The sequence below is a fragment of the Stenotrophomonas maltophilia genome (assembly GCF_047782825.1).
Classification (GTDB): Bacteria; Pseudomonadota; Gammaproteobacteria; order Xanthomonadales; family Xanthomonadaceae; genus Stenotrophomonas.
Genome location: NZ_CP180589.1, coordinates 2,959,715 through 2,983,566, shown reverse-complemented (window position 1 = coordinate 2,983,566; position 23,852 = coordinate 2,959,715). Strand labels below are relative to the sequence as shown.

At 67.6% G+C, this 23,852-nt stretch carries 25 protein-coding genes and 1 tRNA gene; 17 read left to right on the top strand and 9 right to left on the bottom strand.

The window, feature by feature from the left end; all coding sequences use genetic code 11:
- The first annotated feature begins 109 nt into the window (after nt 1-109).
- From ACM2ZB_RS13965 to mmsB, 5 genes are read left to right on the top strand one after another with little or no spacing between them, the layout of a single operon-like run.
- Entirely contained in the window at nt 110-1,615 is a 1,506-nt protein-coding gene (locus ACM2ZB_RS13965; protein WP_416055877.1) for a CoA-acylating methylmalonate-semialdehyde dehydrogenase, read from the top strand.
- 15 nt (nt 1,616-1,630) lie between these two features.
- Complete coding sequence (locus ACM2ZB_RS13960) at nt 1,631-2,797, top strand: acyl-CoA dehydrogenase family protein (protein ID WP_416055876.1); 1,167 nt, start codon at nt 1,631-1,633, stop codon at nt 2,795-2,797.
- Nucleotides 2,794-3,591 (top strand): enoyl-CoA hydratase, encoded by a 798-nt coding sequence (locus ACM2ZB_RS13955; RefSeq protein ID WP_416055875.1) that lies wholly within the window; start codon nt 2,794-2,796, stop codon nt 3,589-3,591. The genes ACM2ZB_RS13960 and ACM2ZB_RS13955 overlap by 4 nt, the downstream gene beginning before the upstream one ends.
- Nucleotides 3,588-4,763 (top strand): enoyl-CoA hydratase/isomerase family protein, encoded by a 1,176-nt coding sequence (locus ACM2ZB_RS13950; RefSeq protein WP_416055874.1) that lies wholly within the window; start codon nt 3,588-3,590, stop codon nt 4,761-4,763. Before ACM2ZB_RS13955 ends, ACM2ZB_RS13950 begins: the two co-directional genes overlap by 4 nt.
- On the top strand, nt 4,760-5,650 hold the full coding sequence (gene mmsB / locus ACM2ZB_RS13945) for a 3-hydroxyisobutyrate dehydrogenase (protein WP_416055873.1): 891 nt from the start codon (nt 4,760-4,762) through the stop codon (nt 5,648-5,650). The genes ACM2ZB_RS13950 and mmsB overlap by 4 nt, the downstream gene beginning before the upstream one ends.
- 273 nt (nt 5,651-5,923) lie before the next feature.
- Here the strand turns inward: mmsB and ACM2ZB_RS13940 are convergent, their stop codons facing one another.
- Nucleotides 5,924-6,349: an organic hydroperoxide resistance protein gene (locus ACM2ZB_RS13940; protein ID WP_108758371.1), complete on the bottom strand. Its 426-nt coding sequence runs from the start codon at nt 6,347-6,349 to the stop codon at nt 5,924-5,926.
- A gap of 109 nt (nt 6,350-6,458) precedes the next feature.
- Nucleotides 6,459-7,439, bottom strand: coding sequence for a cation diffusion facilitator family transporter (locus tag ACM2ZB_RS13935; protein WP_416055872.1), 981 nt, complete (start codon nt 7,437-7,439; stop codon nt 6,459-6,461).
- Nucleotides 7,440-7,647: 208 nt separating this feature from the next.
- Here ACM2ZB_RS13935 and ACM2ZB_RS13930 point away from each other — a divergent pair, with 208 nt between their 5' ends.
- The 3 genes from ACM2ZB_RS13930 to ACM2ZB_RS13920 all read left to right on the top strand — a co-directional run bounded on the left by ACM2ZB_RS13930 (nt 7,648) and on the right by ACM2ZB_RS13920 (nt 12,522).
- Nucleotides 7,648-9,102, top strand: a complete 1,455-nt coding sequence (locus tag ACM2ZB_RS13930) for a SulP family inorganic anion transporter (protein ID WP_416055871.1) — start codon at nt 7,648-7,650, stop codon at nt 9,100-9,102.
- A 380-nt stretch (nt 9,103-9,482) separates the two neighbouring features.
- Complete coding sequence (locus ACM2ZB_RS13925; RefSeq protein ID WP_416055870.1) at nt 9,483-10,091, top strand: lysozyme inhibitor LprI family protein; 609 nt, start codon at nt 9,483-9,485, stop codon at nt 10,089-10,091.
- Nucleotides 10,092-10,131: 40 nt separating this feature from the next.
- Entirely contained in the window at nt 10,132-12,522 is a 2,391-nt protein-coding gene (locus ACM2ZB_RS13920) for a peptidoglycan-binding protein (protein WP_416055869.1), read from the top strand.
- A 92-nt stretch (nt 12,523-12,614) separates the two neighbouring features.
- On the opposite strand, the gene ACM2ZB_RS13915 is transcribed toward ACM2ZB_RS13920, so the two are convergent.
- Together ACM2ZB_RS13915 and ACM2ZB_RS13910 are read right to left on the bottom strand one after the other, a co-directional pair.
- The gene (locus ACM2ZB_RS13915) at nt 12,615-12,923 is read right to left on the bottom strand and encodes an addiction module antidote protein (RefSeq protein WP_416055868.1); all 309 of its coding nucleotides are present in this window, start codon (nt 12,921-12,923) and stop codon (nt 12,615-12,617) included.
- A 33-nt stretch (nt 12,924-12,956) separates the two neighbouring features.
- Nucleotides 12,957-13,247, bottom strand: a complete 291-nt coding sequence (locus ACM2ZB_RS13910) for a type II toxin-antitoxin system RelE/ParE family toxin (RefSeq protein ID WP_416055867.1) — start codon at nt 13,245-13,247, stop codon at nt 12,957-12,959.
- Between the two features lie 122 nt (nt 13,248-13,369).
- Here ACM2ZB_RS13910 and dusA point away from each other — a divergent pair, with 122 nt between their 5' ends.
- From dusA to ACM2ZB_RS13890, 4 genes are all read left to right on the top strand, one after another.
- Nucleotides 13,370-14,401, top strand: a complete 1,032-nt coding sequence (dusA, locus tag ACM2ZB_RS13905; RefSeq protein ID WP_416055866.1) for a tRNA dihydrouridine(20/20a) synthase DusA — start codon at nt 13,370-13,372, stop codon at nt 14,399-14,401.
- 213 nt (nt 14,402-14,614) lie between these two features.
- On the top strand, nt 14,615-14,989 hold the full coding sequence (locus ACM2ZB_RS13900) for a hypothetical protein (RefSeq protein WP_416055865.1): 375 nt from the start codon (nt 14,615-14,617) through the stop codon (nt 14,987-14,989).
- A gap of 71 nt (nt 14,990-15,060) precedes the next feature.
- Entirely contained in the window at nt 15,061-15,744 is a 684-nt protein-coding gene (locus ACM2ZB_RS13895) for a response regulator transcription factor (RefSeq protein ID WP_079224892.1), read from the top strand.
- Between the two features lie 22 nt (nt 15,745-15,766).
- A complete protein-coding gene (locus ACM2ZB_RS13890; protein ID WP_313144326.1) occupies nt 15,767-17,191 on the top strand; it encodes a sensor histidine kinase in 1,425 nt (474 codons plus the stop codon).
- A 37-nt stretch (nt 17,192-17,228) separates the two neighbouring features.
- On the opposite strand, the gene ACM2ZB_RS13885 is transcribed toward ACM2ZB_RS13890, so the two are convergent.
- Nucleotides 17,229-18,047 carry a zinc-dependent peptidase gene (locus ACM2ZB_RS13885; protein WP_416055864.1) on the bottom strand — a complete coding sequence of 273 codons (819 nt, stop codon included), beginning with the start codon at nt 18,045-18,047 and terminating at the stop codon, nt 17,229-17,231.
- The gene (locus tag ACM2ZB_RS13880; RefSeq protein ID WP_416055863.1) at nt 18,014-18,298 is read right to left on the bottom strand and encodes a hypothetical protein; all 285 of its coding nucleotides are present in this window, start codon (nt 18,296-18,298) and stop codon (nt 18,014-18,016) included. Before ACM2ZB_RS13880 ends, ACM2ZB_RS13885 begins: the two co-directional genes overlap by 34 nt.
- Before the next feature lie 143 nt (nt 18,299-18,441).
- Here ACM2ZB_RS13880 and birA point away from each other — a divergent pair, with 143 nt between their 5' ends.
- From birA to ACM2ZB_RS13860, 4 genes are all read left to right on the top strand, one after another.
- The gene (gene birA / locus ACM2ZB_RS13875) at nt 18,442-19,407 is read left to right on the top strand and encodes a bifunctional biotin--[acetyl-CoA-carboxylase] ligase/biotin operon repressor BirA (protein WP_313437999.1); all 966 of its coding nucleotides are present in this window, start codon (nt 18,442-18,444) and stop codon (nt 19,405-19,407) included.
- A complete protein-coding gene (locus ACM2ZB_RS13870; protein WP_416055862.1) occupies nt 19,404-20,135 on the top strand; it encodes a type III pantothenate kinase in 732 nt (243 codons plus the stop codon). The genes birA and ACM2ZB_RS13870 overlap by 4 nt, the downstream gene beginning before the upstream one ends.
- A gap of 10 nt (nt 20,136-20,145) precedes the next feature.
- Nucleotides 20,146-20,985, top strand: coding sequence for an SPOR domain-containing protein (locus ACM2ZB_RS13865; RefSeq protein WP_416055861.1), 840 nt, complete (start codon nt 20,146-20,148; stop codon nt 20,983-20,985).
- A 40-nt stretch (nt 20,986-21,025) separates the two neighbouring features.
- Nucleotides 21,026-21,101, top strand: a tRNA-Thr gene (locus ACM2ZB_RS13860).
- A 58-nt stretch (nt 21,102-21,159) separates the two neighbouring features.
- Here the strand turns inward: ACM2ZB_RS13860 and ACM2ZB_RS13855 are convergent.
- From ACM2ZB_RS13855 to ACM2ZB_RS13845, 3 genes are all read right to left on the bottom strand, one after another.
- A complete protein-coding gene (locus ACM2ZB_RS13855; RefSeq protein WP_416055860.1) occupies nt 21,160-21,369 on the bottom strand; it encodes a hypothetical protein in 210 nt (69 codons plus the stop codon).
- Nucleotides 21,370-21,398: 29 nt separating this feature from the next.
- A complete protein-coding gene (locus tag ACM2ZB_RS13850; protein WP_416055859.1) occupies nt 21,399-21,779 on the bottom strand; it encodes a hypothetical protein in 381 nt (126 codons plus the stop codon).
- Between the two features lie 178 nt (nt 21,780-21,957).
- Nucleotides 21,958-22,893, bottom strand: coding sequence for a hypothetical protein (locus ACM2ZB_RS13845; RefSeq protein WP_416055858.1), 936 nt, complete (start codon nt 22,891-22,893; stop codon nt 21,958-21,960).
- Nucleotides 22,894-23,056: 163 nt separating this feature from the next.
- Between ACM2ZB_RS13845 and ACM2ZB_RS13840 the strand changes: the two genes are divergently transcribed.
- Nucleotides 23,057-23,827 (top strand): DUF3011 domain-containing protein, encoded by a 771-nt coding sequence (locus tag ACM2ZB_RS13840; protein ID WP_416055857.1) that lies wholly within the window; start codon nt 23,057-23,059, stop codon nt 23,825-23,827.
- The last annotated feature ends 25 nt before the right edge of the window (nt 23,828-23,852 follow it).

Sequence of the window (23,852 nt, the reverse complement as noted above, 5' to 3'; positions counted from 1 at the left end):
TAACATGAATCGTCTGGCGTGTTGGCCAGATTAAGCGGATTCAGGCCGGAAATCGAGGAGGGTGCTGTGAATAATGCCAAGCATCTTTCGAGCCAGTGGGATTGTCGTCATGACTGTTGCAGCGCCCCGTATCCGCATGCTGATCGATGGCCAGTTCGTCGAATCGGCCACCTCCCACTGGCAGGACGTGATCAATCCGGCCACCCAGGACGTGCTGGCCCAGGTGCCGTTCGCCACCACCAGTGAAGTGGACGCGGCCGTTGCCGCCGCCAAGGAAGCCTTCAAGACCTGGCGCAAGACCCCGATCGGCACCCGCGCGCGCATTTTCCTGAAGTACCAGCAGCTGATCCGCGAGAACATGAGCGAGCTGGCCCACATCCTCACCGCCGAACAGGGCAAGACCCTGCCCGACGCCGAAGGTGATGTGTTCCGCGGCCTGGAAGTGGTCGAGCACGCCGCCGCCATCGGCAACCTGCAGCTGGGCGAACTGGCCAACAACGTGGCCAACGGCGTGGACACCTACAGCATCATGCAGCCGCTGGGCGTGTGCGCCGGCATCACCCCGTTCAATTTCCCGGCGATGATCCCGCTGTGGATGTTCCCGATGGCCATTGCCACGGGCAACACCTTCATCCTCAAGCCGTCCGAGCAGGACCCGATGGTGACCATGCGCCTGGTGGAACTGGCGCTGGAAGCGGGCATCCCGAAGGGCGTGCTGAACGTCGTCCACGGTGGCGAGGAAGTGGTCAACGCGATCTGCGACCACCCGGACATCAAGGCCGTGTCGTTCGTGGGTTCCACCCGCGTCGGCACCCACGTCTACAACCGTGCCTCGCTGGCCGGCAAGCGCGTGCAGTGCATGATGGGCGCCAAGAACCACGCCGTGGTGCTGCCGGACGCCAACAAGGAACAGACCCTCAACGCGATGGTCGGCGCCGCCTTCGGTGCGGCGGGCCAGCGCTGCATGGCCGCCTCCACCCTGGTGCTGGTGGGTGAAGCACGCAACTGGGTGCAGGACCTGGTGGCCAAGGCCAAGACCCTCAAGGTCAGCGGCGGCACCGTGTCCGGCACCGACGTCGGCCCGGTCATTTCCTGCAGCGCCCGCGAGCGCGTGGAAGGCCTGATCGCTTCGGGCGTGGAGCAGGGCGCCAAGCTGGTGCTGGACGGCCGCAACCCGCAGGTGGATGGCTTTGAGAAGGGCAACTTCGTCGGCCCCACCATCTTTGCCGGTGTCACCACCGACATGCGCATCTACCAGGAAGAAATCTTCGGGCCGGTGCTGGTCATCCTCGAGGCGGAAACGCTGGACGAGGCCATCGCCATGGTCAACAGCAACCCCAACGGCAACGGCACCGCACTGTTCACCCAGTCCGGCGCCGCCGCGCGCAGGTTCCAGGAAGACATCGACGTCGGCCAGGTCGGCATCAACGTGCCGATTCCGGTGCCGGTGCCGCTGTTCTCGTTCACCGGTTCGCGCGCCTCCAAGCTGGGCGACCTGGGCCCGTACGGCAAGCAGGTCGTGCTGTTCTACACCCAGACCAAGACCGTCACCGCACGTTGGTTCGATGACGAGACGCTGAGCCACGGCGTCAACACCACCATCAGCCTGAAGTAAGGGCAGGAAGCAGCCATGAGCCACTCGATGACGACGGAGCAGGAAGAAGCGCAGCAGGCCTATCGCGAGGCTGCGCGCGACTTCGCACAGGCAGAACTGGCGCCGCACGCCGCGCGATGGGATGCGGAGGGCATCTTTCCGCGCGAGGCGATCGCCAAGGCCGGTGAACTGGGCTTCTGCGGTCTGTACATGGACCCGGAAGTCGGCGGCAGCGGCCTGAGCCGTCTGGACGCCGCCGTCGTCATCGAGGAGCTCGCCAACGTCGATCCGTCGACTGCGGCGTACATCAGCATCCACAACATGGCTTCGTGGATGGTGTCCAAGTGGGGCCAGGCCGCACTGCGCGATGCATGGGGCACCGATCTGTCCTCCGGCAGCAAGCTGGCCAGCTATTGCCTGACCGAGCCGGGCGCCGGTTCCGATGCGGCCTCGCTGAAGACCACCGCCGTGCGCGATGGCGACGTCTATGTGCTGAACGGCTCCAAGGCCTTCATTTCCGGCGCCGGCGCCACCGAGCTGCTGGTGGTGATGGCGCGTACCGGCGGTGCCGGTGCGGGCGGTGTCAGTGCGATCGCGGTGCCGGCCGACCTGCCGGGCATCAGCTATGGCCGCAAGGAAGAGAAGATGGGCTGGAACAGCCAGCCCACCCGTGGCATCACCTTCGAAAACGTCCGTGTGCCGGTCAGCCACCTTCTGGGAGAGGAAGGCGGCGGCTTCAAACTGGCGATGAAGGGGCTGGACGGCGGCCGCATCAACATCGCCGCCTGCTCGCTGGGCGCCGCGCAGGGCGCGCTGGACGCCGCGCGCCGCTACATGGGCGAGCGCCGCCAGTTCGGCAAGGCGCTGGCCGATTTCCAGGCGCTGCAGTTCAAGCTGGCCGACATGGCCATCGAACTGGTGGCCGCACGGCAGATGGTGCATTCGGCCGCGCGCAAGCTCGACGCCGGTGCCAGTGATGCCAACGTGTGGTGCGCGATGGCCAAGCGCTTCGCCACCGATGCGGGCTTCAAGATCTGCAACGAAGCACTGCAGATCCACGGGGGCTACGGCTACATCCGCGAATACCCGATCGAGCGCCTGCTGCGCGACAGCCGCGTGCACCAGATCCTGGAAGGCACCAACGAGATCATGCGGGTGATCGTTGCCCGCCACCTGCTCAACACCGAAGAGGAACTGCGATGAAGGATTGGCGTACCCAGGAGCACGTGGGCCTGAAGGTCGAGGCCGATGGCCACACCGCCGTGGTCACCCTGCACAACCCGCCGGCGCACACCTGGACCGTGCACAGCCTGGCCGCGCTGCGCGACCTGGTGGGCGCGCTCAACGCAGACCGCGACATCTACGCGCTGGTGATCACCGGTGACGGCGAGAAGTTCTTCTCCGCCGGCGCCGACCTCAACCAGTTCGCCTCGGGCGACAAGGCCGCCGCACGCGAAGCCGCACGCCGTTTCGGTGAAGCCTTCGAAGCGCTGTCCGCCTTCCGTGGCGTGTCCATCGCCGCCATCAACGGCTACGCCATGGGCGGTGGCCTGGAATGCGCGCTGGCCTGCGACCTGCGCATCATCGAAGACCACGCCCAGGTGGCGCTGCCGGAGGCCACCGTCGGCCTGCTACCGTGCGCCGGTGGCACCCAGAATCTTCCCCGCCTGGTCGGCGAGGGCTGGGCCAAGCGGATGATCCTGCTGGGCGAGCGCATCAATGCTGAAACCGCCGTGCGCATTGGCCTGGCCGAAGAGAAGGTCGGCAAGGGCGAGGCCAAGGCGCTGGCACTGGAATGGGCGAAGAAGGCTGGCAAGCAGAGCCCGACCAGCATCGCTGCATGCAAGACCCTGGTGCAGTCCACCCGCACCGGTACCCATGCCTCGGCGCTGGTGGCCGAGCGCGAGGCCTTCGTCGATCTGTTCGACACCGCCGACCAGGTCGAGGGCGTGAGCGCCTTCCTTGAAAAGCGCGCTGCGCAGTGGAAGAACGCATGACCACCGACACCGCTGCCAACGACGCACCGGTGCTGTTCGAAGAGCGCGTGGCCGGCAACGGCACGCGCATCGGCATCGCCACGCTCAACGCGCCGCGTACGCTCAATGGTTTCTCTCTGCCGATGGCGCACCTGCTGCTGAAGCAGTTGAACGCCTGGGCCGACGACGACGGCATTGCCATGGTGGTGCTGCAGGGTGCCGGTGAGAAGGCGTTCTGCGCCGGCGGCGACCTGCACAGCCTGTACCAGAGCATGGTCGCCTTCCGCGAGGCGGGCCGCAGCGACATCCGCGAAAACGACTACGCCGCCGAATTCTTCGACGTCGAATACCGCGTCGATTACCTCATCCACACCTACGCCAAGCCGATCCTGTGCTGGGGCCACGGCATCGTGATGGGGGGGGGCATCGGCCTGATGTCCGGTGCCAGCCACCGTGTGGTCAGCGAACGTTCCAAGCTGGCCTTCCCGGAAATCACCGTTGGCCTGTTCCCCGATGTGGGTGGCAGCTGGCTGCTGCCGCGCGTGCCGGGCAAGGGTGGCCTGTTCCTGGCCCTGACCGGTGCACTGCTGAATCCGGGCGATGCCATCTACGCCGGCCTGGCCGACGTGCACGTGGCCGAAGACCGCCGCAGCGCGGTGATCGATGACCTGCTGCAGGTGGCTTGGTCGGCCGATGCCGCACACAACCACGAACGCCTCAGCCATCTGCTGCAGTCACATGCCAGCGATGCAGCCACCGGCCCGCTGCTGGCCAACGCCGCGCAGGTCGATGCGCTGTGCGAAGGCGATGATCTGCCCGCGATCATCAACCGCATCAGCGCGCTGCAGACCGACGATGCCTGGCTGCAGGCCGCACAGAAGACCCTTGCCGCCGGTGCACCCGGTTCGGCACGGCTGGCCTTCGAACTGCAGCGCCGCAGCGCCGGCCAGGATCTGGCCAGCGTTTACCGCCTGGAGTACGTCACTGCGCTGCACTGCGCCGCCCATGGCGATTTCGCCGAAGGCATCCGCGCGCTGCTGATCGACAAGGACCGCAACCCGCAGTGGAACCCGGCCACCCTGGCCGAGGCCACCGCCGCGTGGGCGGACACCTTCTTTGTTTCCCCCTGGGCCGATGCCGCGCACCCGCTGGCCGACCTGGGCACTCCCCTTGCTGAAAGGAGCCTTGCATGAGCCGCATTGCATTCATCGGGTTGGGCAACATGGGTGGCCCGATGGCCGCCAACCTGGTCAAGAACGGCCACACCGTGCGCGTGTTCGACCTGGTGCCGGCTGCCGTCCAGGCCGCCGTCGACGCCGGTGCCAGCGCCGCCCCGTCCGCGCGTGACACCCTGGCCGACGCCGAGGTGGTGATCTCGATGCTGCCCGCCAGCCGCCATGTCGAAGGCGTGTACCTGGGCGAGGACGGCATCCTCGCCGCCATTCCCGCCGGTGCGCTGGTCATCGACTGCAGCACGATCGCCCCGGCCAGTGCCCGCAAGGTCTCTGAAGCGGCCGCCGCGCGTGGCCTGCAGATGATCGACGCGCCGGTGTCCGGCGGTACCGCCGGCGCACAGGCCGGCACCCTCACCTTCATCGTTGGTGGCGAAGAGGACGCGCTGGAACGTGCGCGCCCGGTGCTGCAGGCGATGGGCAAGAACATCTTCCATGTCGGTGCCAGCGGCGCCGGCCAGGTCGCCAAGCTGTGCAACAACATGGCGCTGGGCGTGATCATGGCCGTCACCGGCGAAGCCATCGCCCTGGGCGTGGCGCACGGGCTGGACCCGAAGGTGCTGTCGCACATGATGGCGGTCAGCACCGGCCGCAGCTGGGCGACCGAAGTGTGCAACCCCTGGCCGGGCGTGCTGGAAAACGCCCCGGCGTCGCGTGGCTACAGCGGCGGCTTCGGCAGCGATCTGATGCTGAAGGACATGGGCCTGGCGGTGGAAGCGGCGATGAGTGTCGGCGCCTCGATTCCGCTGGGCGAAGTGGCCCGCAACCTGTACTCAATGAACCACCAGGCCGGCCGCGGCAAGCTGGATTTCTCCAGCGTCGTGCAGCTCATCACGAGCGATAAATAAGGCTTGAACGTGTAGAGCCGAGCCTACGCTCGGCTGCATGGATCAGCCGAGCATGGGCTCGGCTCTACGCAAGCAAATGCGCCCCCGGCCAGGTGCCGGGGCCCACCCGAGGTGGGATGGGCGGATGCCCGGTTTCGACCGGCATCCGCCCATTTTTTTGGGGTCGGATCCCTTTCGCAGCGCGAAAGGGCTCTGACCCCGAAGACGCCGCGATGGGGTCAGAGCCCTTTGCCGTTGGCAAAGGGATCCGACCCCGCAGCGACCCTGACCGCATCAGGCAACGATTAGCGTCACGTCGATGTTGCCGCGGGTGGCGTTGGAGTACGGGCAGACGATGTGCGCCTTCTGCACCAGTTCTTCCAGCTGCTCGCGCGGCACGCCCGGGGCGTTGATGGTCAGTTCGGCTTCGATGCCGAAACCGGTCGGGATCTGGCCGATGCCGACCTTGCCGGTGACGGTGGTCTCGGCCGGCAGCGCGACCTTGGCCTGGCCGGCGACGAACTTCAGCGCGCCGAGGAAGCAGGCCGAGTAACCGGCAGCGAACAGCTGTTCCGGGTTGGTGCCCGGGCCGCCGGCGCCGCCCAGCTCGCGCGGGGTCGACAGCTGGATGTCCAGCACGTTGTCGGAGGAGACCGAACGGCCTTCACGGCCGCCGGTGGAGGTGGCCTGGGCGGTGTACAGAACCTTTTCGATGGACATGGGATGCTCCTGGTCAGTGGGTGGGTGTTTCGATGGGTTTACTTTGCCCGGTACCGCGGGACGATGGGTGATAGTTCGTCCTGAATATTTGATACATCGTCCTGAGGGCCTAGATCGTCCACTCGCGGTCCGTGGTGAACATGATGGTCAGCCAGCGGTCCGGCGAGGCCTCGCCCAGCGCATCGCCTATCTCATCGCGCAGCTGGTCCCATTCCACCAGCGGCCGTGGCGGGTCATCCTCGCGCACCACGAAGAACAGCTCGATCTGCTCGCCACGCCCCACCTGGGCCACGTAGCTGCGGTGTTCAACGAACCCATGCCGGGCCACGATTTCCCGCGCCACGGCGTCCACGTGCGCCTGCAGATCCGGCGGGGTGACCAGCAGGATGCCGGCCAGGGCCCGGCGCACCGTGCCCAGCGGCGCCACCATCACGAACAGGCAGACCACCGCCAGGATGGCCGGATCGATATAGGGCCCGACCCAGGCCAGTGACGTGCCCTGCACCAGCACGCCGCCCACGAACGCGACCACGTAACAGGCCGACATGCTGGCGGCGATCACCCAGTTCTTCGCATCCAGCGCGATGAAATCCGAGCCGATGCGGCGGTTGGCGCGCCACACGAAGATGCCGAACGCACTTTCGGCCAGCAGTGAGACCACGCCGAACACAATCGCCGGCCCCAGCGCGATGTGGCGCCCGCCGGACATCAGCGCATCCACCGCATTGACCAGGGCGTACAGCGCCGCGCCGATCATCAGGATGCCGCTCACCCCCAGCACGATGGGCTCCAGGTGCCAGAAGCCCATGGTGAAACGCTGGTTGAGCCGCGACTGCAGCGCATCGGTCTGGGTGGACAGGGCGATCAGGCGCGCCACCAGCAGCGACAGCCAGGTCATCACCACGTCGATCAGGCCGTAGATGCCGTCGAAGATGATCAGCGAGGAATTGGCCAGCAGGCCGAATACCACGCCGGCCAGCGCAACCGCCAGCGAGAAGGCGATGGACAGGCGCAGCACGCCCTGTTCGGTGGCGGGGTCGAAGAAGCGGGGAGAGGGCAGGGCCATGCCCCGATTGTAGGGCGCTGCCATGTCACGCTGCGTTCAATCCGCGCTCGCGCTACCGCCGCCGGGTCGCTTCCCGTAGACTGCGCCCCTCCCACGTACCGACACCTGCCTGCAGTGATCACGCCACCCTGACCCTTGCCGCCCATCGGCAGCCGGCCCGCCCGGCTCAGGAACCCGTGTCTTTCCACTGCAGCGCCACGTGGCCCCACGCCCGTGCGCGCGGAGTTTTCCCATGCAAACGTCCTACCCCCTGCGCCAGCAATGGCTCGGCAACATCCGTAATGATCTGCTGTCCGGCATGGTCGTCGCCCTGGCCTTGATTCCCGAGGCCATCGCTTTCTCGCTCATTGCTGGTGTCGATCCCAAGGTCGGCCTGTACGCCGCGTTCTCCATCGCCGTGGTCACCGCCATCGCCGGCGGCCGCCCCGGCATGATCTCCGCCGCGACCGGTGCGATGGCGCTGGTGATGGTCGACCTGGTCAAGGACCACGGTCTGCAGTACCTGTTCGCCGCCAGCATCCTGGCCGGCCTGCTGCAGGTGCTGGCCGGCGTGTTCAAGCTCGGCGCGCTGATGCGCTTCGTCTCGCGCTCGGTCATCACCGGCTTCGTCAACGCGCTCGCGATCCTCATCTTCCTGGCGCAGATGCCGGAACTGATCGGCCGCGGCCCCACCGTCTACGTGCTGTGCGCCGCCGCGCTTGCCATCATTTACCTGCTGCCGCGCATCACCCGTGCGGTGCCGTCGCCGCTGGTCGCCATCGTCGTGCTTACCGCCGTGGTCATCGGCTTCGGCGTGGACGTGCGCAGCGTGGGTGACATGGGCCAGCTGCCCGACAGCCTGCCGCACTTCCTCATTCCCGATGTGCCCTTTACCTGGGACACCCTGCGCATCCTGCTGCCGGTGTCGGCCACGCTGGCCGTGGTCGGCCTGCTCGAATCAATGATGACCCTGCAGATCGTCGAGGACATCACCGAGACGCCCAGCGAGCGCAACCGCGAATGCGTCGGCCAGGGTGTGGCCAACACGGTCACCGGCTTCCTCGGCGGCATGGCAGGCTGCGCGATGATCGGCCAGTCGGTCATCAATGTGACCTCCGGTGGCCGCGGCCGCCTGTCCTGCCTGGTGGCCGGCGTGCTGCTGCTGGTGCTGGTGGTGTACGGCAGCGACCTGGTGCGGCAGATTCCGATGGCCGCGCTGGTGGCGGTGATGATCATGGTCAGCATCGGCACCTTCAGCTGGCGATCGCTGCGCGACCTGCGCACGCATCCGCGCAGTTCCTCGGCGGTGATGCTGCTGACCGTGGTGGTGACCGTGGCCACCCACGACCTGGCCAAGGGCGTGCTGAGTGGCGTGCTGCTGTCGGCCCTGTTCTTCGCCCGCAAGGTTGGCCACATGCTGGATGTGCAGCGCGAAGACGTGGCCGATACCCAGGTCTACCGTGTACACGGGCAGGTGTTCTTCGCCTCGGCCGGCCAGCTCGGTGCGGCGTTCGATTACCAGCACGTGGCGCCGAAGGTGCAGATCGACCTGCGCGACGCGCACCTGTGGGATCTGACCGCCGTGGCGGCGCTGGAGCGTGCGCAGGAGAAGCTCGCCGCACATGGCGCACAGGTCACGGTGGTCGGACTCAATGTCGCCAGCCAGACCTTGATCGAACAGGTGGGTGGACGCGGCGGCGGGCATTGACCCGCACACCCGATGCCACGCATCGCCTGGCTGGGGCTCCCGCCCTCTGCGACGGCGTCCACGCAATCTGAATCCAGTCAGGCACCTGAAACCCGGGCTGCCGTAGGATTGCCTGGCGATGGGGCCGATGGACGGCCCCGCCTGGGCCAGCTCCCGCTGGCCCCACGCCAGGGAGACGCACGCGATGCAGGCAGGGCCCCCGCACAAGGGCAGCGAGAAGACGAACCTCGGCCGCCGGCATTGGGCGGCGCTGCTGCTGTGCACCGCAGTGAGCGCCGGTCCGGCGCCGTCTTCCACGCCATCGACTGAAGCGGCGGCAACCCGCCCGCGCAGGCGGGCGCCCCACATTCCGTGATCCCGCTTCCAAGGAGAGATGAGCAATGCAGGCAATGACGCGCTTTACGTGCAACCGTCGCCTTCTGTCGGCCAACTCAGGTGCGCTCGTCCTTGCCCTGGCCATCGGTCTCGGCCTGGCCGCCTGCAAGGACACGACGGCGGATGCGATCACGCCCGCTGCCCCTGCGGCCTCGGCTCAGGCAGGCACGGCTCCCGCCACGGACGCGCAGGTAGCGCCCGCGGCGCCGGGCGCGTCCAGTACTGCAACGTCGGCCGACGCCGATGATGAGGATTTCCCGGCCCCGCGTCCGGATGACTCGTACAACAAGGCGACGCTGCGTCCGCAGTACACGGCCTGCGTGAATGCTTCCGGCGGCGCGACGCCCGCCCTGCAGACCTGTGGCGATGAAGAGCTGCGCTACCAGGAAGACCGGTTGGCGGAGATCGTGGCAAAGAAGGTGGCCAGCCCGGACAGCAAGGCCAAGGATGACTGGATGGAAGCACAGGCCGCCTGGTGGTCCGACACCGACCGCTACTGCACGTGGGACCCGCGTACCGAAGGCCAGGGCCAGATGCTGGACGCTCAATCCTGCCGCATCAACCGCGTGGCCAACCGCGTGGACCAGTTGAACGCTTCGACCGATCAACCCTGAGCATCCCCATCGAACCGCCAGACGCAAGGAGACCTGCAGCATGGATGTGGTGACCGACGCAAAGAAGGCGATGGACGGCTGGCATCGCGGCCAGACCTCTGCAAGCTATGAAACCGGCAATCGCGGCCCCGGCTGGATTTCCTCCGGCAAGGGCGACCATGGCGGCGTGTCCTATGGCACCTACCAGTTCGCCAGCGCCGTGGGCGGGGTGGACGAATACCTGGCGGGCTCGCGCTACGGCGCTGAATTCCGTGGCCTGACACCGGCCACCCCGGCCTTCAACGATCGCTGGAAGGAGGTCGCCGACCGGGACAAGGGTGCCTTCGGTCGCGACCAGCACGACTTCATCCAGCACCAGTACTACGACAAGCAGCTTGCGCGCCTGAAGGACGTCGGGGTGGATCTGCAGGGCCGGGGCCCGGCCGTGCAGGACGCGCTGTGGAGCACCTCGGTGCAGTACCGCAACATGACCCGCGGTGTCTTCGTCAACGGCCTGAAGCAGGCCTATGGCGATGATTACAAGCTGTCTGAACTGAGTGATGAACAGATCGTGCGTGCGGTGCAGGACTACAAGCACGACAACGTGCAAAGGCACTTCGAGAGTTCACCCACGCAGTGGAATGCGCTGCGCGAACGCACGCTCAACGAGAAGGCCGATCTGGTCGGGCTGGCGCGTTACGAGCAGGTCAACCGCCATCCGCAGCACTACCAGGGCAAGACCTACGAACAGGCGTTCGGCGAACCGCTGCACCGCGCGCGGGGCAGCCATGCCGCGCGCGCAGCGATGGCCGATGGTGTACTGGTGCAGGGCGAGCGGGGTGCCGAAGTGCAGGCCCTGCAGCAGAAGCTGGCGCAGGCCGGTTACACCGGCAAGGACGGCAAGGCGCTGAATCCCGATGGTGATTTCGGCGGCAATACCGAACACGCGGTGCGGCAGTTCCAGAAGGCCCATGGACTTGAGGAAGACGGCAAGGCCGGTCGCGATACGCTGGCCGCGCTTGGCGCGGGTACCCCGGCGCGAGCGCCGGCAGCCGAGCGCAGCCACGCGCCGACGCCGAGCCCTGCCGCCACCGCCCCCGTGGCGGCTGCACCCGGTGGGGGCCGCATCACCGTGGTCGAGCCGTATGGCAACGTCACCAGCAATCGCACGCTGGACCATGGCATGACCGGGGAAGCGGCCTATCGCCTGTTGAAGATCCACCACCCCAACACCAACGCCGAAGCGGTACGCACCGGCGATGCCAGCAAGGCCGACCGCCAGTCGGGCGTGGTGGAAGGCGAGATGGAGAACATCCGCACCACGGGCGACAAGAACGGCATTCCGCTGGTGCGCAAGGACCTGATCCTGACCGACCGCCTGGCCAACCGCGATGTGATGATCCCCAACCCGGTGGCGGGCTATGTGGAGTTCCTCAAGGACCCCACCAACGGCATCCGCATCTACAGCCACCCGGCCGGCGACCCGCGTCGCGAGCTGGTCGGACAGGTCATGCACGGTGCGGCGGGATCCTCGCCATACAAGAACGGTGACTTCGTTGAGTACGGTGCGCCGCTGGTCAAGCAGTCGAACGCAGGCACCAAGGCCGTGCACGCCCACATCGAAGTGGAACCCGAGCAGTTCCGCCGCTATCTGGGCGACATGCTCAATGACCGCATCACCCTGGGCGGCAAGGTGCACGCGCAGGGCCCCGAAGCCGCGCAGGCCGCGCGCAGCGCGCAGCAGGCACCGATGGCCGACGGCATGCTGGTGAAGGGCGAGCGCGGTGATGAGGTCAAGGCGCTGCAGGGCAAGCTGGCCGCGCTGGGGTACACCGCCGCCGACGGCAGGGCGCTGGGCACCGATGGCATCTTCGGCAAGGACACCCTGGCCGCGGTCAAGCAGTTCCAGGCCAACAACGGCCTGGAGGATGACGGCAAGGCCGGCCGCCTGACCCTGGCGCGCCTGGACGACCCGGCCGCAGTGAAGGCCGGCGCGCAGACCGCCTCCGAGCCGGCCCGTACCGAGCCGGCCGCGCCGCCAGCAACGGCCACCATGCGCGACGCCGGGCACGCCGAGAACCCGCGTTTCAACCAGGCCCTGGAAAAACTGCAGGCACTGCAGCAGCAGCGCGTGCAGGCCGGGCTCTGCCCGCTGTTCGCCAACGCACAGGAAACCGAACGTGCCGCCGGCCAGCTGGCCTACGAGAGCAAGGTGGCTGGCATGCGCCAGATCGACCATGTGGTCGCGCGCCCGGATGGCAGCGGTCTGTTCGCGGTGCAGGGCAATGTTGGCGACCCCGCCGCACAGCGCGCCTTCGTCGACCGCCAGCAGGCGGTTTCGCAGTCGGTGGAGGCCAGCACCCGGCAGAGCGCCGAACTGGATACCCAGTTCAACCAGCGCGTGCAGGACCAGCAGCAGGAGCAGGAGCAGGTGAAGGGGCGCGCGCTGTAAGGCGCGCCTCGCATCATCTCCGGCGGCATCGAATCCTGGGCGCAGTCGGGTAGCGCCGGCCGATTGCCGGCATCGGCGTCTACCGCATGCGCTCAATCCGGTACGGCAGACCGCACGTCGGCTTGTACCGTCAGATGGACGCCCATGGCCAGCAGCACGCGCTGCACCGTTTCGAAGCGCGGGTGTGCGTTCGGTCGCAGCGCCTTGTACAGGCTCTCGCGACCCAGGCCGGATGTCTCTGCAATGCCGCCCATGCCGCGGGCCCGCGCAACCGTGCCAAGCGCTTCCTGGAAGTGCCCGGCATCACCGGCCGCCAGCGCTTCGGTCAGATAGGCGGCAATCGCAACATCGTCCTGCAGGTAGAGAGCCGGATCGAAAGGGAGTGTTTTGAGCTTGCTCATGGGTCCTGAACGCCTGATGCGGAATACAGTGGGCTACACCATCCGGGCCATGGCGATGGCTCGCCTGATGTCGCGAGGCTGCGTCGATTTGTCGCCACCGATCAGCAGCACGACGATGACCCCCTCCCGGCGAGTGAAGTAAACCCGGTACCCGGGGCCATAACCGATCCGCAGTTCGCTCACGCCGCTGCCGATGGATCGAACGTCCCCCTGCAGACCGCGCGCCACGCGTTGCAGCCGCTCGACAATCACTGCTCGAGCCCTCAGATCTTCGAGATTCTCAAGCCACCGCGTAAATGCCGCTGTTGCGTGCAGGGATGCCATCGGTCGATCGTATCCAGAAGGATACATCGTTCAATTGGCAGACGCGTCAAGGTTCGCCGCACTCGCCCAAATCCGCCCCTCGCCATTCAGCCGTCCGGTGTAAACTATTGATCTCACTGGCAATGCCAGTCTCCACGATCAACACCCCGATGACGTCCGCCACCGCCCGTTACGCCGATTCCCTGCGCCTGTCCGTTGCCCCCATGATGGATTGGACCGACCGCCACTGCCGCGTGTTCCATCGCGTGCTGGCGCCGGGCGCGCGGCTGTATACGGAAATGGTGCACGCCAATGCGGTCATCCACGGCGGCCGTGAGCGCCTGCTCGGCTTCGATGCCAGCGAACAGCCGCTGGCCCTGCAGTTGGGCGGCAGCGATCCGGCCCTGCTGGCGCAGGCCGCGCGCATCGCCGCCAACTGGGGCTACGACGAGGTCAACCTCAACTGCGGCTGCCCGTCCGACCGGGTGCAGGCCGGGCGCTTCGGTGCCTGCCTGATGCGCGAACCGGCCCTGGTGGCCGAGTGCGTCGCGGCCATGGTCGCCGCGGTCGACATTCCGGTCACGGTGAAGTGCCGCCTGGGCGTGGACGAGGACAACGACTACGACGTGTTCGCCGGCTTCGTCGACCGCCAGGTCCAGGCCGGTGCCGCCATGGTGGTGGTGCACGCGCGCAATGCGTGGTTGAAGGGCCTCTCGCCCAAGGAAAACCGCGAAGTGCCGCCGCTCAAGTACGACTGGGCCTACCGCCTCAAGCAGGAGCGCCCGGCACTGCCGGTGGTGATCAACGGTGGCCTGGCTACGGTGGAGGCCGTGCAGGCCCAGGGCGCCCACGTTGACGGCGTGATGCTGGGCCGCGCGGCCTACCACGACCCCTACCTGCTGCATCAGCTGGAAGCGCTGCAGACCGGCGCCGCACTGCGCCCGCGCGCCGAACTGCTGCGCGCGCTGCGTCCCTACATCGAGGCCCGCCTGGGCGAGGGCCTGGCCCTGAAGCACATCACCCGCCACCTGCTGGGCCTGTTCCATGGCCAGCCCGGTGGCCGCGCCTTCCGCCAGGTGCTGAGCGAGGGCGCGCACCGCCCCGGCGCCGACTGGGCGCTGATCGAACAGGCCCTGGCGGTCACCGAGCGCGGGTCAGATCGCGCCGCAGCGTGATCCCAGTCACGTTCCTGACTTGACAAGGCGCCTGGATTCGTCCCGAATGTTCACTTAGATGAACGACGCCGGAGAGCACCCGGAAAAGTTCAGATCGGATTCACCGCCGCAAACCAATCATTTGCAAAGGAAATGTAAAGACCGGGTCCCGTATCCGGTTCCCCGGATTTACGACTTTTGAACGAATCGCCGTGCTCGGCTAGGATCGCATCGATGTCTTCCGCTCCCATCCACCGCCGCATTGCCCTGGCCACCTGCGTGGTCCTGGCGGCTGCCCCCCTTTCTGCAGCGCTGGCACAGCAGCCACCGCGCGGCGAGCAGGGGCGCGCGGAAATGATGGACCGGGGCGAGCGCAGCGGTCGTGGCGACGAGCGCTCGCTGTCCGATGCGGTCCGCCGGGTGCAGCGCACCACCGGTGGCCACATCCTGGGCGCCGAGCGGGTGCCGTTCGATGGTCGGGACATCAACCGGGTCAAATACATGGATGACCGGGGCCGGGTCCGCTACATGGATGATCCCGCCCCGGCACGTTCACAGCCGCGCACGCCGCGGTCGGATATGTCATCACTACGCGGCGATAACCCCTGAACAGGGATAGTTGTCGCTATCAACCGTACCCACAGGCCTCCGGGCCACACCCAGGACACTAGGGAGAGTTCATGCGTATCCTTCTGGTCGAAGACGAAGCCCCGCTGCGTGAGACCCTGGCAGCCCGGCTCAAGCGCGAAGGTTTTGCCGTCGATGCCGCACAGGACGGCGAGGAAGGCCTGTACATGGGCCGCGAAGTGCCGTTCGACGTCGGCATCATCGACCTGGGCCTGCCCAAGATGTCGGGCATGGAGCTGATCAAGGCCCTGCGCGATGAAGGCAAGAAGTTCCCGGTGCTGATCCTGACCGCGCGCTCGAGCTGGCAGGACAAGGTCGAAGGCCTCAAGCAGGGCGCCGACGATTACCTGGTCAAGCCGTTCCATGTGGAAGAGCTACTGGCCCGCGTCAACGCGCTGCTGCGCCGTGCCGCCGGCTGGAGCAAGCCCACCCTGGAATGCGGCCCGGTCGCCCTGGATCTGGCAGCACAGACGGTCAGCGTCACCGGCAGCAATGTCGACCTGACCAGCTACGAGTACAAGGTGCTGGAATACCTGATGATGCATGCCGGTGAACTGGTCTCCAAGGCCGACCTCACCGAGCACATCTACCAGCAGGATTTCGACCGCGACTCGAACGTGCTGGAAGTGTTCATCGGCCGCCTGCGCAAGAAGCTGGACCCGGACGGCGAATTGAAGCCGATCGAGACCGTGCGTGGCCGCGGCTACCGTTTCGCGATCCCGCGCAACGAGGGCTGAGCCTTCCTCAAGGCGATAAACGATGTCCGGCCGTCTGTGGTTCTTCCGACGCTGGCGGCCGCGCTCACTGCAGGCGCGCCAGCTGTTCGCCGCCTCCGTGGGTCTGGTCGCGTTCCTGGCCCTGGCCGGTTACGCGCTCGATGCCGCCTTCGCCGATACGGCGAAGGCGAACCTGCGTGAGCGCCTGAAGAACTACGCCACCGCCTACGCGGCCGGCATCGACTTCACCCGCGACCGCTCGCTGTACATCCGCGAGCAGCCACCGGATCCACGTTTCGACGTGCCAGGCAGTGGCCTGTACCTGCAGGTGGTGATGCCGGACGGCAAGGGCAATTCCATGTCCGCCGAAGGCCCCATGCTGCCCACCGTGGGCGGCGGCCTGCTGGCCCCGCGCCAGGAAGTGTTCGAAGGCCCGCTGCCGATGATCCAGATCGACGGCAGCCAGGGCTCGGTGTACCGCTATGGCCTGGGCCTGGTGTGGGACGCCGACGCCGACCCGGCCACCGAATTCCCGTACACCATCTACGTGATGGAAGACTCGCGCGCGCTGGGTGCGCAGCTGCGCGTGTTCCGCAGCCGCGTCTGGTTCTACCTGGGCGGCATCGGCCTGATCCTGCTGCTGCTGCAGACGGTCATCCTGCAGTGGAGCCTGCGCCCGCTGCGGCGGGTGATCACCGAGCTGACCAAGGTCCAGCGCGGTGAAACCGAGCGCATGAGCGAACGCCACCCGCGCGAGCTGGAGCCGCTGACCGACAGCATCAATGCCTTCATTGAGAGCGAGCGCGAAAACCTGGAGCGCCAGCGCAATACCCTGGCCGACCTGGCGCACAGCCTGAAGACCCCTATCGCCGTGCTGCGCACGCAGATGGACAGCGGCGCCGGCGATGGCGCCCTGCGCGAGGAACTGGACGTACAGCTGCAGCGCATGAACAACCTGGTGTCCTACCAGCTGGCGCGCGCCGCCTCGTCGGGCCACAAGCTGTTCTCCGCGCCGCTGCCGGTGGAATCCAACGCCGAGGAAATCGTGCGCGGCCTGGAAAAGGTCTACGCATCGAAGGGCGTGCTGTGCGAGTTCGATATCGACCCGGCCGCGCGCTTCCACGGCGAACCGGGCGATCTGCAGGAACTGCTGGGCAACCTGCTGGAAAACGCCTTCAAGTGGGCCAAGCGCCGGGTGCTGCTGACCGCACAGCCGCTGCCGGCACCGAACGCACGCCGCGCAGGCCTGCTGCTGGCGGTGGATGACGATGGGCCGGGCATTGCCCCGGACGACATCGGCAAGGTGCTGCAGCGTGGCGTACGCGGCGACGAGCGCGTGCAGGGCCACGGCATCGGGCTGTCGATCGTGCAGGACCTGATCAAGGATTACCGCGGCGAACTGCTGGTGGCCCGTTCCAGCGAACTGGGCGGCGCCCGATTCGAAGTGCGCCTGCCGCCGGGCCCGTAACGATCCGGCAATCCGATCCGCCGGGCACGGCCCGGCGCTACCGCTTCTCTGTAGAGTCGAGCCATGCTCGACTGCTTTCAGCCGGCGGCTCACCATAGAACCGCCGCAGATGCGCAGCCACCTCCGGCAGCGCCTGCGCCAGCAGCTCCGGTGCGGAGAAGTGGTACTCACTGGCTACCGCGAAGAACTCTTCCGGCGCCTCGGCCGCGTACGGGTCGATCAGCGTTTCCACACCGGCATCCACCTGCGCACAGAACGCATCGTAGGACGCCTGGAAGACCGCGGCCCACTCGCGCTGCCACGCGCGCGGCAACGGCGGCGTGCCGTCCATCGCACCATCCAGCGCATCCAGCTTGTGCACCATCTCGTGCACCGCCACGCAGTAGCCCTCGTGCGGCGCAGCCAGGTCGGCCTGCACATCGGCCCAAGACAGGATCAACGGCCCGCTGTCCCACGATTCGCCAATCAGCTCGTCATCCCATTCGTGCAGCACGCCGGCCGCATCCATGTGGCTGCGGTGCACGCGGAACGCATCGGGGTAGACGATCAGCTGCGACCAGCCTTCCAGGCCCACCTCGCCGAATTCCAACAGCGGCAGGCAGCACAGTGCGGCCAACAGCACGCCGTCGGCCACCTGCAGCTGCAGGTCGCCAATGGGGGTGATGGTCTTCTCATGCAGGAAGCGCGTGGCCAGCACGCGAAGGCGGGCACGGCGTTCATCGCCCAGGCCCCGCAGCCACGCGGCGCGGCCGCAGGCCTGGTCCCACACAGCATCTTCAATCGGCCGCGGCGCAGGCCGCAGCCACTGCAGCAACGACTTGATCAGCGGAACATACCCGGCAGGTAGCTGTGCCACTTCGGTGCGCGGATGCGCTGCAGCACATCGTCGTCGCTGCCGCCGCCCCCGCTGCTGGTGGCGCTGCTGGCCGCCGGACGCACCGGTGCCGGCTTGGCCGTGGCGGTCGAAGCGGTTGCCGACGGTGCGCGTTGCGAAGCGGCATCGCCATTGGAATACACGCAGGCCCCGCGGCTGTCGTCCAGCGCTGCCGTTGCAGACGCCGCGAAGGGCATCGTCAGCAGGATCAGGCAATGGGCATAACGGCGCATTGACGACATCCACGTTAAGGGAAGGTGAGTTCCCGATTCTAGCCCGAACCCGCGCCCGGAATGGAAGCCCGTCCCGCACCCCCCCGGCGGGCGTCGCTGGCGGCTTTCCCGCATAATTCCGTCCTGACCTTGTGGAAGCTGCCGTGGACGATCGCCAATTGCTGGCCAAACTCGCTGCCGGTCGCCTGTCCGGCGACGCCCTGGCCCGTGAGCTGGGCCAGACCCGGGCGGCCATTTGGAAGCGTATTCAAGGGCTTAGAGCGGCCGGTGTGGATATCCAGGGCCGCGCCGGCGAGGGCTACGGCCTGACCCGCCCGGTGGATCTGCTGGACCCCGCGGCCATCCGCGCGCACCTGCCTGCCGACGCCACCGCCCTGCTGCACGACCTGCAGGTGGCCTGGACGATCGATTCCACCAACGCCGAATTGCTGCGTTGCAGCGCGCCCCAGCGCGGCGTCTGCGTCCTGCTGGCCGAGCGCCAGACTGGCGGCCGTGGCCGCCGCGGCCGCAGCTGGGCCTCGCCGCTGGCCGCCCATGTCTACCTGTCGGTGCTGCGCCTGTTCGCCGGTGGCCTGGGCCGCCTGGCGGGTCTGAGCCTGGTGGCCGGCGTCGCCGTGGCCGAAGCGCTGCACGACCTGGGTTACACCCAGACGCAGCTGAAGTGGCCCAACGACGTGCTGGTCGATGGCCGCAAACTGGTCGGCCTGCTGGCCGAAGGCGGCGGCGAGTACGCCGGCCCGGCACGCGCGGTCATCGGCATCGGCATCAACGTGCACATGCCGCCGGCCTTCGCCGAACAGATCACCCAGCCGTGGGTGGACCTGGACACCCTGGCCGGTACCCACGTGGACCGCAACGTGGTGGTGGCCGCCGTGCTGGCGCGCCTGCTGCCGGCGCTGGACGTATTCGACCGCGAGGGCCTGGCCCCGTTCCTGCCGCGCTACGCCGCGTTCGACATGCTGGCCGGCCGCGAGGTGCGCGTGGAGCTGGAGGGCCAATGGCAGCACGGCACCGCACTGGGCCTGGCCGATGATGGCGCCCTGCGCGTGCGCATTGATGGCCACGAGCGCCTGCTGCATGCCGGCGAAGTGAGCGTGAGGAAGGCATGAGCGATTGGTTGTTCGACCTCGGCAATTCGCGCTTCAAGTTCGCGCCGTTGCAGGGTGACCGCGCCGGCGATGTGCAGGCCTGGGCGCATGGCGCCGAAGGCATGGCCGCGCAGCCGCCGCACAGCCTGCCCAGCGGCGGCACCGCGTTTGTCGCCAGCGTGGCCGCACCGTCGCTGACCACCGCCATGCTGCAGCAGCTGCAGGCCCGCTTCAGCGATGTGCGCGTGGTGCGCACCAGTGCCGAATGCGCGGGCGTGCGCATTGCCTACGCCAAGCCGGAAAAGTTCGGCGTCGATCGTTTCCTGGCCCTGCTGGCGGCCGCCACCGCGCGCCGCCCGGTGCTGGTGGTGGGCGTGGGTACCGCGCTGACCATCGATCTGCTCGATGCCGACGGCCAGCACCACGGCGGCCGTATTTCCGCATCGCCCACCACCATGCGCGAAGCGCTGCACGCGCGTGCGGTGCAGCTACCGGCCAGCGGTGGCGATTACAGCGAATTCGCCAACGATACCGCCGATGCGCTGGCCTCCGGCTGCGACGGTGCCGCCGTGGCCCTGGTGGAACGCAGTGCGCGCCAGGCGCAGGCGCTGCTGGGCGTGGCCCCCGCGCTGCTGGTGCACGGCGGCGGCGCACCGGCGTTGATGCCGTTGCTGGACGGCGCCGATTACCACCCGTCGCTGGTGCTGGACGGCCTCGCCCGCTGGGCGGTGCACCAGCCCGCAGGCTAGTATCGGCAGCATGCTGACCCGTGCCCTGATCGTCGTCCTGGCCATCCTCAACCTTGGCGTTGCCAGCTGGTGGCTGCTGCGCAGCGAGCCTGCCCCTGCCGCAGCGGCGAAGCCTGCCACCGGCGTGGCCGAGCTGCGCTGGCTGCCCGGCGGCACCGATGCCGCTGCCGTGGCGCAGACCGTCGCCGCCGCACCGACCGCAGCGCTGGTGGAACGCGAAGTCGCGCCGACCGCCGCCGTGGCCGCTGCCGAAGCGCCTGCACCGGCAGCCGCGACGCTGGCGCCGCCGGCGGACGCACCAAAGCCGGCTGAAGCTGCACCCGCTGTCGCCGCCGCCAAGCCGACCGAGCCGGTGGTGGAAAAGCCGGCGCCGGAAAAGCCCGCCGCACCGCCGCGCTGTGTCGCGCTGGGCCCGTTCGCCGACCGCGCTGCCGCCACTGCCGCCCAAGGCCGGGCCGGCAGCCTGCTGGCTCCGGCACGCCTGCGCGAGCAGCCGGCCGCCAGTGGCAGTGCCCGCTACCGCGTCCTGCTGCCCGCCGCCGCCAGCCGCGAAGACGCCCAGGCCACGGTCAAGCGCATCGTCGCCGCCGGCCTGAGCGACTACTACATCATCAGCCAGGGCGAAGAGAGCAACGCCATTGCCCTGGGCCAGTACCGCAACCGCGAGGGTGCCGAGCGCCGCATCGCCGCCGTGCAGGCCGCTGGCTTCCAGCCGCGCCTGGTGGCCAGTGGCGATGCCGGCCAGTGGTGGCTGGAAGGGCAGCTGGCCGCCGGCAGCGAGCCGGCGCAGGCCCAGCAGCGCAGCGGTGCTGCACAGCTGCGGTCGCTGGAATGTACGCGGTTGCGCTAGAATCCCCCCACCGCGGCTGCGCCGCTGGTGAAGCACCCATGCCGCTTTAGCTCAGTTGGTAGAGCAACTGTCTTGTAAACAGTAGGTCATCCGTTCGATTCGGATAAGCGGCACCACTCCGCCCCACAAGGCGAGCAGGACCACCGGCAGGAACACGACGTCAGTCGCCGGTAGCTAACGCAATGGATGCTGGAACGTTTCCTGTTTCAATCGGGAAAATACCGTGAAAACACCGCCGTCCAGTCGTGAACTGGCGAAGAACTCACGTCGATCCAGATAGCCGGGCGTGTCGCCCATCGGTACCTCGACGCGGTTCCCGTTGTTGCGGTCGGTAACCTCGCAGTACCAGGATTCGCCGCATGCGCGGCCCAGTTCGCGATACACGCACACCGGGTGAGCGGCGGAGCGCTGGCTCAGCTTTTCTTGACCAGCGCCCGGTTGGCGAACCCGCTTTCCAGAGTCCGCACGCGCGCCGCTTCAATCTGCGCTCTGGCTGTATCGCTGCCCGGCAAGTTGAGTAGTACGCCAGTGAGCGCGTCCAACAGTGCCTCGTCCTTGCACCGCGCGTCCAAGGCTTCGAATCGTGCGAAGTCGAAATCCTCGATATAACGCGAGGTCACTCCCAGCGTACCGTCGAAAATCTCCTCGTCGCCACGAGGTCCGAAGCCGATCACAATCTTGCTGCTGCGATTCAACTCAATGCCGGGCAGCCATGCCATGAACACCTCGGCCACATGGTGCGCGGTATGCCGGAAGGGCACTGCACCGCGCGGCTGTACGGCGAAACGGGTCATGCTCAGATCAAGGTGGCGGAGCTTCATTGATTGCGTCCGATGCAATGAGCCTGTGATTGTAGGACGCTGGGTCAGGTGCAGCGCGCACCAGCCCAGCCGCCGCGCGGTCTTTGCGAGCGTTGGCGATACCGACGCATCCATCCGTGCACACAATCAACGCGGCACCAAGCACCACCCCTCAGCGCTGCCCCGTATCCCCCGGCACCAGATGCCGCCACGGGAATACGTTCTTCTCGAAATGGCTGACATAGCCGCCCATGCCCGCCTGGATGACCATGAACTGCAGTCCCGGCCGCATGGCCTGCAGCGCCTGCAGCTGTTCCAGCGACAGCGCGCTGTTGCGCAGGCGGAAGCTGTGCACCGGGCCGAATGCATCGCTGGCGAACAGCCGCTCGTAGGCGGCCAATGGTGTCACCGCCTCGGCCTCACGCACATCGGCCCAGGTGAACTGCAGTTCGGTGGACTCGGTGAAATCCAGCAGGCCCAGCGCGGGCAGGTTGCGCGATGCGGCCAGGTGTTCGATGAAGTGCTGGGTGTCGCAGCCGCCGCCAATCTGCAGGATGTTCAGGTGCGGCAGCGCTACCTCGAAGAAGCTGGCATCGGGTGCATTGGGCACCACCAGTTCGGTCAGGTAGGGCGCGCGGCTGGCAAAGCGGGCAATCTCGCTACCTTCTTCCATGATCGTGCCCGCGCGTTGCACCAGCGACGCGTTGTGGTGCTCCGGCGCGGTGGGCGTGATCACCAGCGAGCGCAGGCGCGGGAACTGCACCTGGCTGTCCAGCAAGGCGGTGAACTCCCACTCGCGGGTGCCGTTGGCGCCTTCATCGCCGCCGGTGAAGCACAGCGACATCACCCCGGCGGCCACCTCCGGGTCGGACAGGCAGGCCAGCGTCCAGGCGAACGGCTCGTCCCATGGGTTGCCGAAAAACTCCACATGCAGGCCGCCGTACAGCGGCGCCACCGTCAGCCGGGTCCGCAGTGCCGACCACAACGGCCCGGCCGGGTCTTCGATATCCAGCTCGTACTCGCCGGCGGTGTCCAGGCCGAAGGCGTGGATGCGCTGCTGCAGATCCAGCAGTGCCTGCTGGGCGTGGGTGGGGGCAGGTAGGGCCATGTGTGGTCCGATCATCCTTGGGGTGTGGGGATGATAGCGGCCGCGCGTGACGTCATCGCTGGCGGGCCGGGTGCGGGATTCTTGATATTCCTCACGACCGGCCCGGTTCGTCGCGCCGCATACTGTCGCCATCCGCCCCTATGGGCCGCTCCGGGAACCGATCATGCGTCGCCACGCTGTTTCCCTTGCCGCTGCACTGCTGTGCACCGTATTCGCCGCCCCGGCCATGGCCGCGGTGCCGTTCTTCAACGCCACCTGCCCGGGCGGGCTGGATATCCACGCCGACGAGGGCGGGCCGGTCTACGTACAGGGGCGCGAAGCGGCCTTGAAGCGCTTCAACGATCGATACGTTGAAGCACGCGATGCGCAGAGCGGAGTGACCCTGTCGATCAGCACCGGTGACGATGGCACACCACAGATCAGCTACACCGGCCGCGGTGGTGCCAACGGCATCTGCCAGGTCAGTAGCAGCGGCACCCCGGCAGCTGCAGCGCGGCACGACCGCCGCCACCGCGATGATGACGAGGGCGCTGCGCTGCCCAGCGAAGTCACCTGCGAATCCACCGACCAGCGCCAGGTGTCGTGTGACATGGATACCCGTGGCAACGTGGAAATCGTGCGCCAGCTCAGCCACACCCGCTGCGAGCAGGGCCAGAACTGGGGGCTTTCGCGGCATTCAGTGTGGGTGATTGGCGGCTGCCGCGCGGTGTTCCGCAATGTGTCCACGGCGGCCAACCGCGCGCCGGCGGGCGATACGGCGCTGGGTTCCTGCAACATGCGCAAGGGTGCGCAGGGCACGCTGGTGACCCAGGTGCCGGTGGGCAGCGATTACCAGGAGCTCATCATCGATTACCCCGACGGTCGCTTCCTGTGCATGATGCGCAACAACGGCCAGGTGCAGAGCGTAACGCCGGTTCGCCGCCGCGGAAGCTGAGCGTGCAGCGGGCTTGGGGCCGGCG

What these genes read in the sequence shown, in the direction of transcription:
- ACM2ZB_RS13965 (WP_416055877.1), top strand. Translation starts at nt 110, where the DNA reads ATGACTGTTGCAGCGCCCCGTATCCGCATGCTGATCGATGGCCAGTTC.
- ACM2ZB_RS13960 (WP_416055876.1), top strand. Translation starts at nt 1,631, where the DNA reads ATGAGCCACTCGATGACGACGGAGCAGGAAGAAGCGCAGCAGGCCTAT.
- ACM2ZB_RS13955 (WP_416055875.1), top strand. Translation starts at nt 2,794, where the DNA reads ATGAAGGATTGGCGTACCCAGGAGCACGTGGGCCTGAAGGTCGAGGCC.
- ACM2ZB_RS13950 (WP_416055874.1), top strand. Translation starts at nt 3,588, where the DNA reads ATGACCACCGACACCGCTGCCAACGACGCACCGGTGCTGTTCGAAGAG.
- mmsB (WP_416055873.1), top strand. Translation starts at nt 4,760, where the DNA reads ATGAGCCGCATTGCATTCATCGGGTTGGGCAACATGGGTGGCCCGATG.
- ACM2ZB_RS13940 (WP_108758371.1), bottom strand. Translation starts at nt 6,349, where the DNA reads ATGTCCATCGAAAAGGTTCTGTACACCGCCCAGGCCACCTCCACCGGC.
- ACM2ZB_RS13935 (WP_416055872.1), bottom strand. Translation starts at nt 7,439, where the DNA reads ATGGCAGCGCCCTACAATCGGGGCATGGCCCTGCCCTCTCCCCGCTTC.
- ACM2ZB_RS13930 (WP_416055871.1), top strand. Translation starts at nt 7,648, where the DNA reads ATGCAAACGTCCTACCCCCTGCGCCAGCAATGGCTCGGCAACATCCGT.
- ACM2ZB_RS13925 (WP_416055870.1), top strand. Translation starts at nt 9,483, where the DNA reads ATGCAGGCAATGACGCGCTTTACGTGCAACCGTCGCCTTCTGTCGGCC.
- ACM2ZB_RS13920 (WP_416055869.1), top strand. Translation starts at nt 10,132, where the DNA reads ATGGATGTGGTGACCGACGCAAAGAAGGCGATGGACGGCTGGCATCGC.
- ACM2ZB_RS13915 (WP_416055868.1), bottom strand. Translation starts at nt 12,923, where the DNA reads ATGAGCAAGCTCAAAACACTCCCTTTCGATCCGGCTCTCTACCTGCAG.
- ACM2ZB_RS13910 (WP_416055867.1), bottom strand. Translation starts at nt 13,247, where the DNA reads ATGGCATCCCTGCACGCAACAGCGGCATTTACGCGGTGGCTTGAGAAT.
- dusA (WP_416055866.1), top strand. Translation starts at nt 13,370, where the DNA reads ATGCCAGTCTCCACGATCAACACCCCGATGACGTCCGCCACCGCCCGT.
- ACM2ZB_RS13900 (WP_416055865.1), top strand. Translation starts at nt 14,615, where the DNA reads ATGTCTTCCGCTCCCATCCACCGCCGCATTGCCCTGGCCACCTGCGTG.
- ACM2ZB_RS13895 (WP_079224892.1), top strand. Translation starts at nt 15,061, where the DNA reads ATGCGTATCCTTCTGGTCGAAGACGAAGCCCCGCTGCGTGAGACCCTG.
- ACM2ZB_RS13890 (WP_313144326.1), top strand. Translation starts at nt 15,767, where the DNA reads ATGTCCGGCCGTCTGTGGTTCTTCCGACGCTGGCGGCCGCGCTCACTG.
- ACM2ZB_RS13880 (WP_416055863.1), bottom strand. Translation starts at nt 18,298, where the DNA reads ATGCGCCGTTATGCCCATTGCCTGATCCTGCTGACGATGCCCTTCGCG.
- ACM2ZB_RS13870 (WP_416055862.1), top strand. Translation starts at nt 19,404, where the DNA reads ATGAGCGATTGGTTGTTCGACCTCGGCAATTCGCGCTTCAAGTTCGCG.
- ACM2ZB_RS13865 (WP_416055861.1), top strand. Translation starts at nt 20,146, where the DNA reads ATGCTGACCCGTGCCCTGATCGTCGTCCTGGCCATCCTCAACCTTGGC.
- ACM2ZB_RS13850 (WP_416055859.1), bottom strand. Translation starts at nt 21,779, where the DNA reads ATGACCCGTTTCGCCGTACAGCCGCGCGGTGCAGTGCCCTTCCGGCAT.
- ACM2ZB_RS13845 (WP_416055858.1), bottom strand. Translation starts at nt 22,893, where the DNA reads ATGGCCCTACCTGCCCCCACCCACGCCCAGCAGGCACTGCTGGATCTG.
- ACM2ZB_RS13840 (WP_416055857.1), top strand. Translation starts at nt 23,057, where the DNA reads ATGCGTCGCCACGCTGTTTCCCTTGCCGCTGCACTGCTGTGCACCGTA.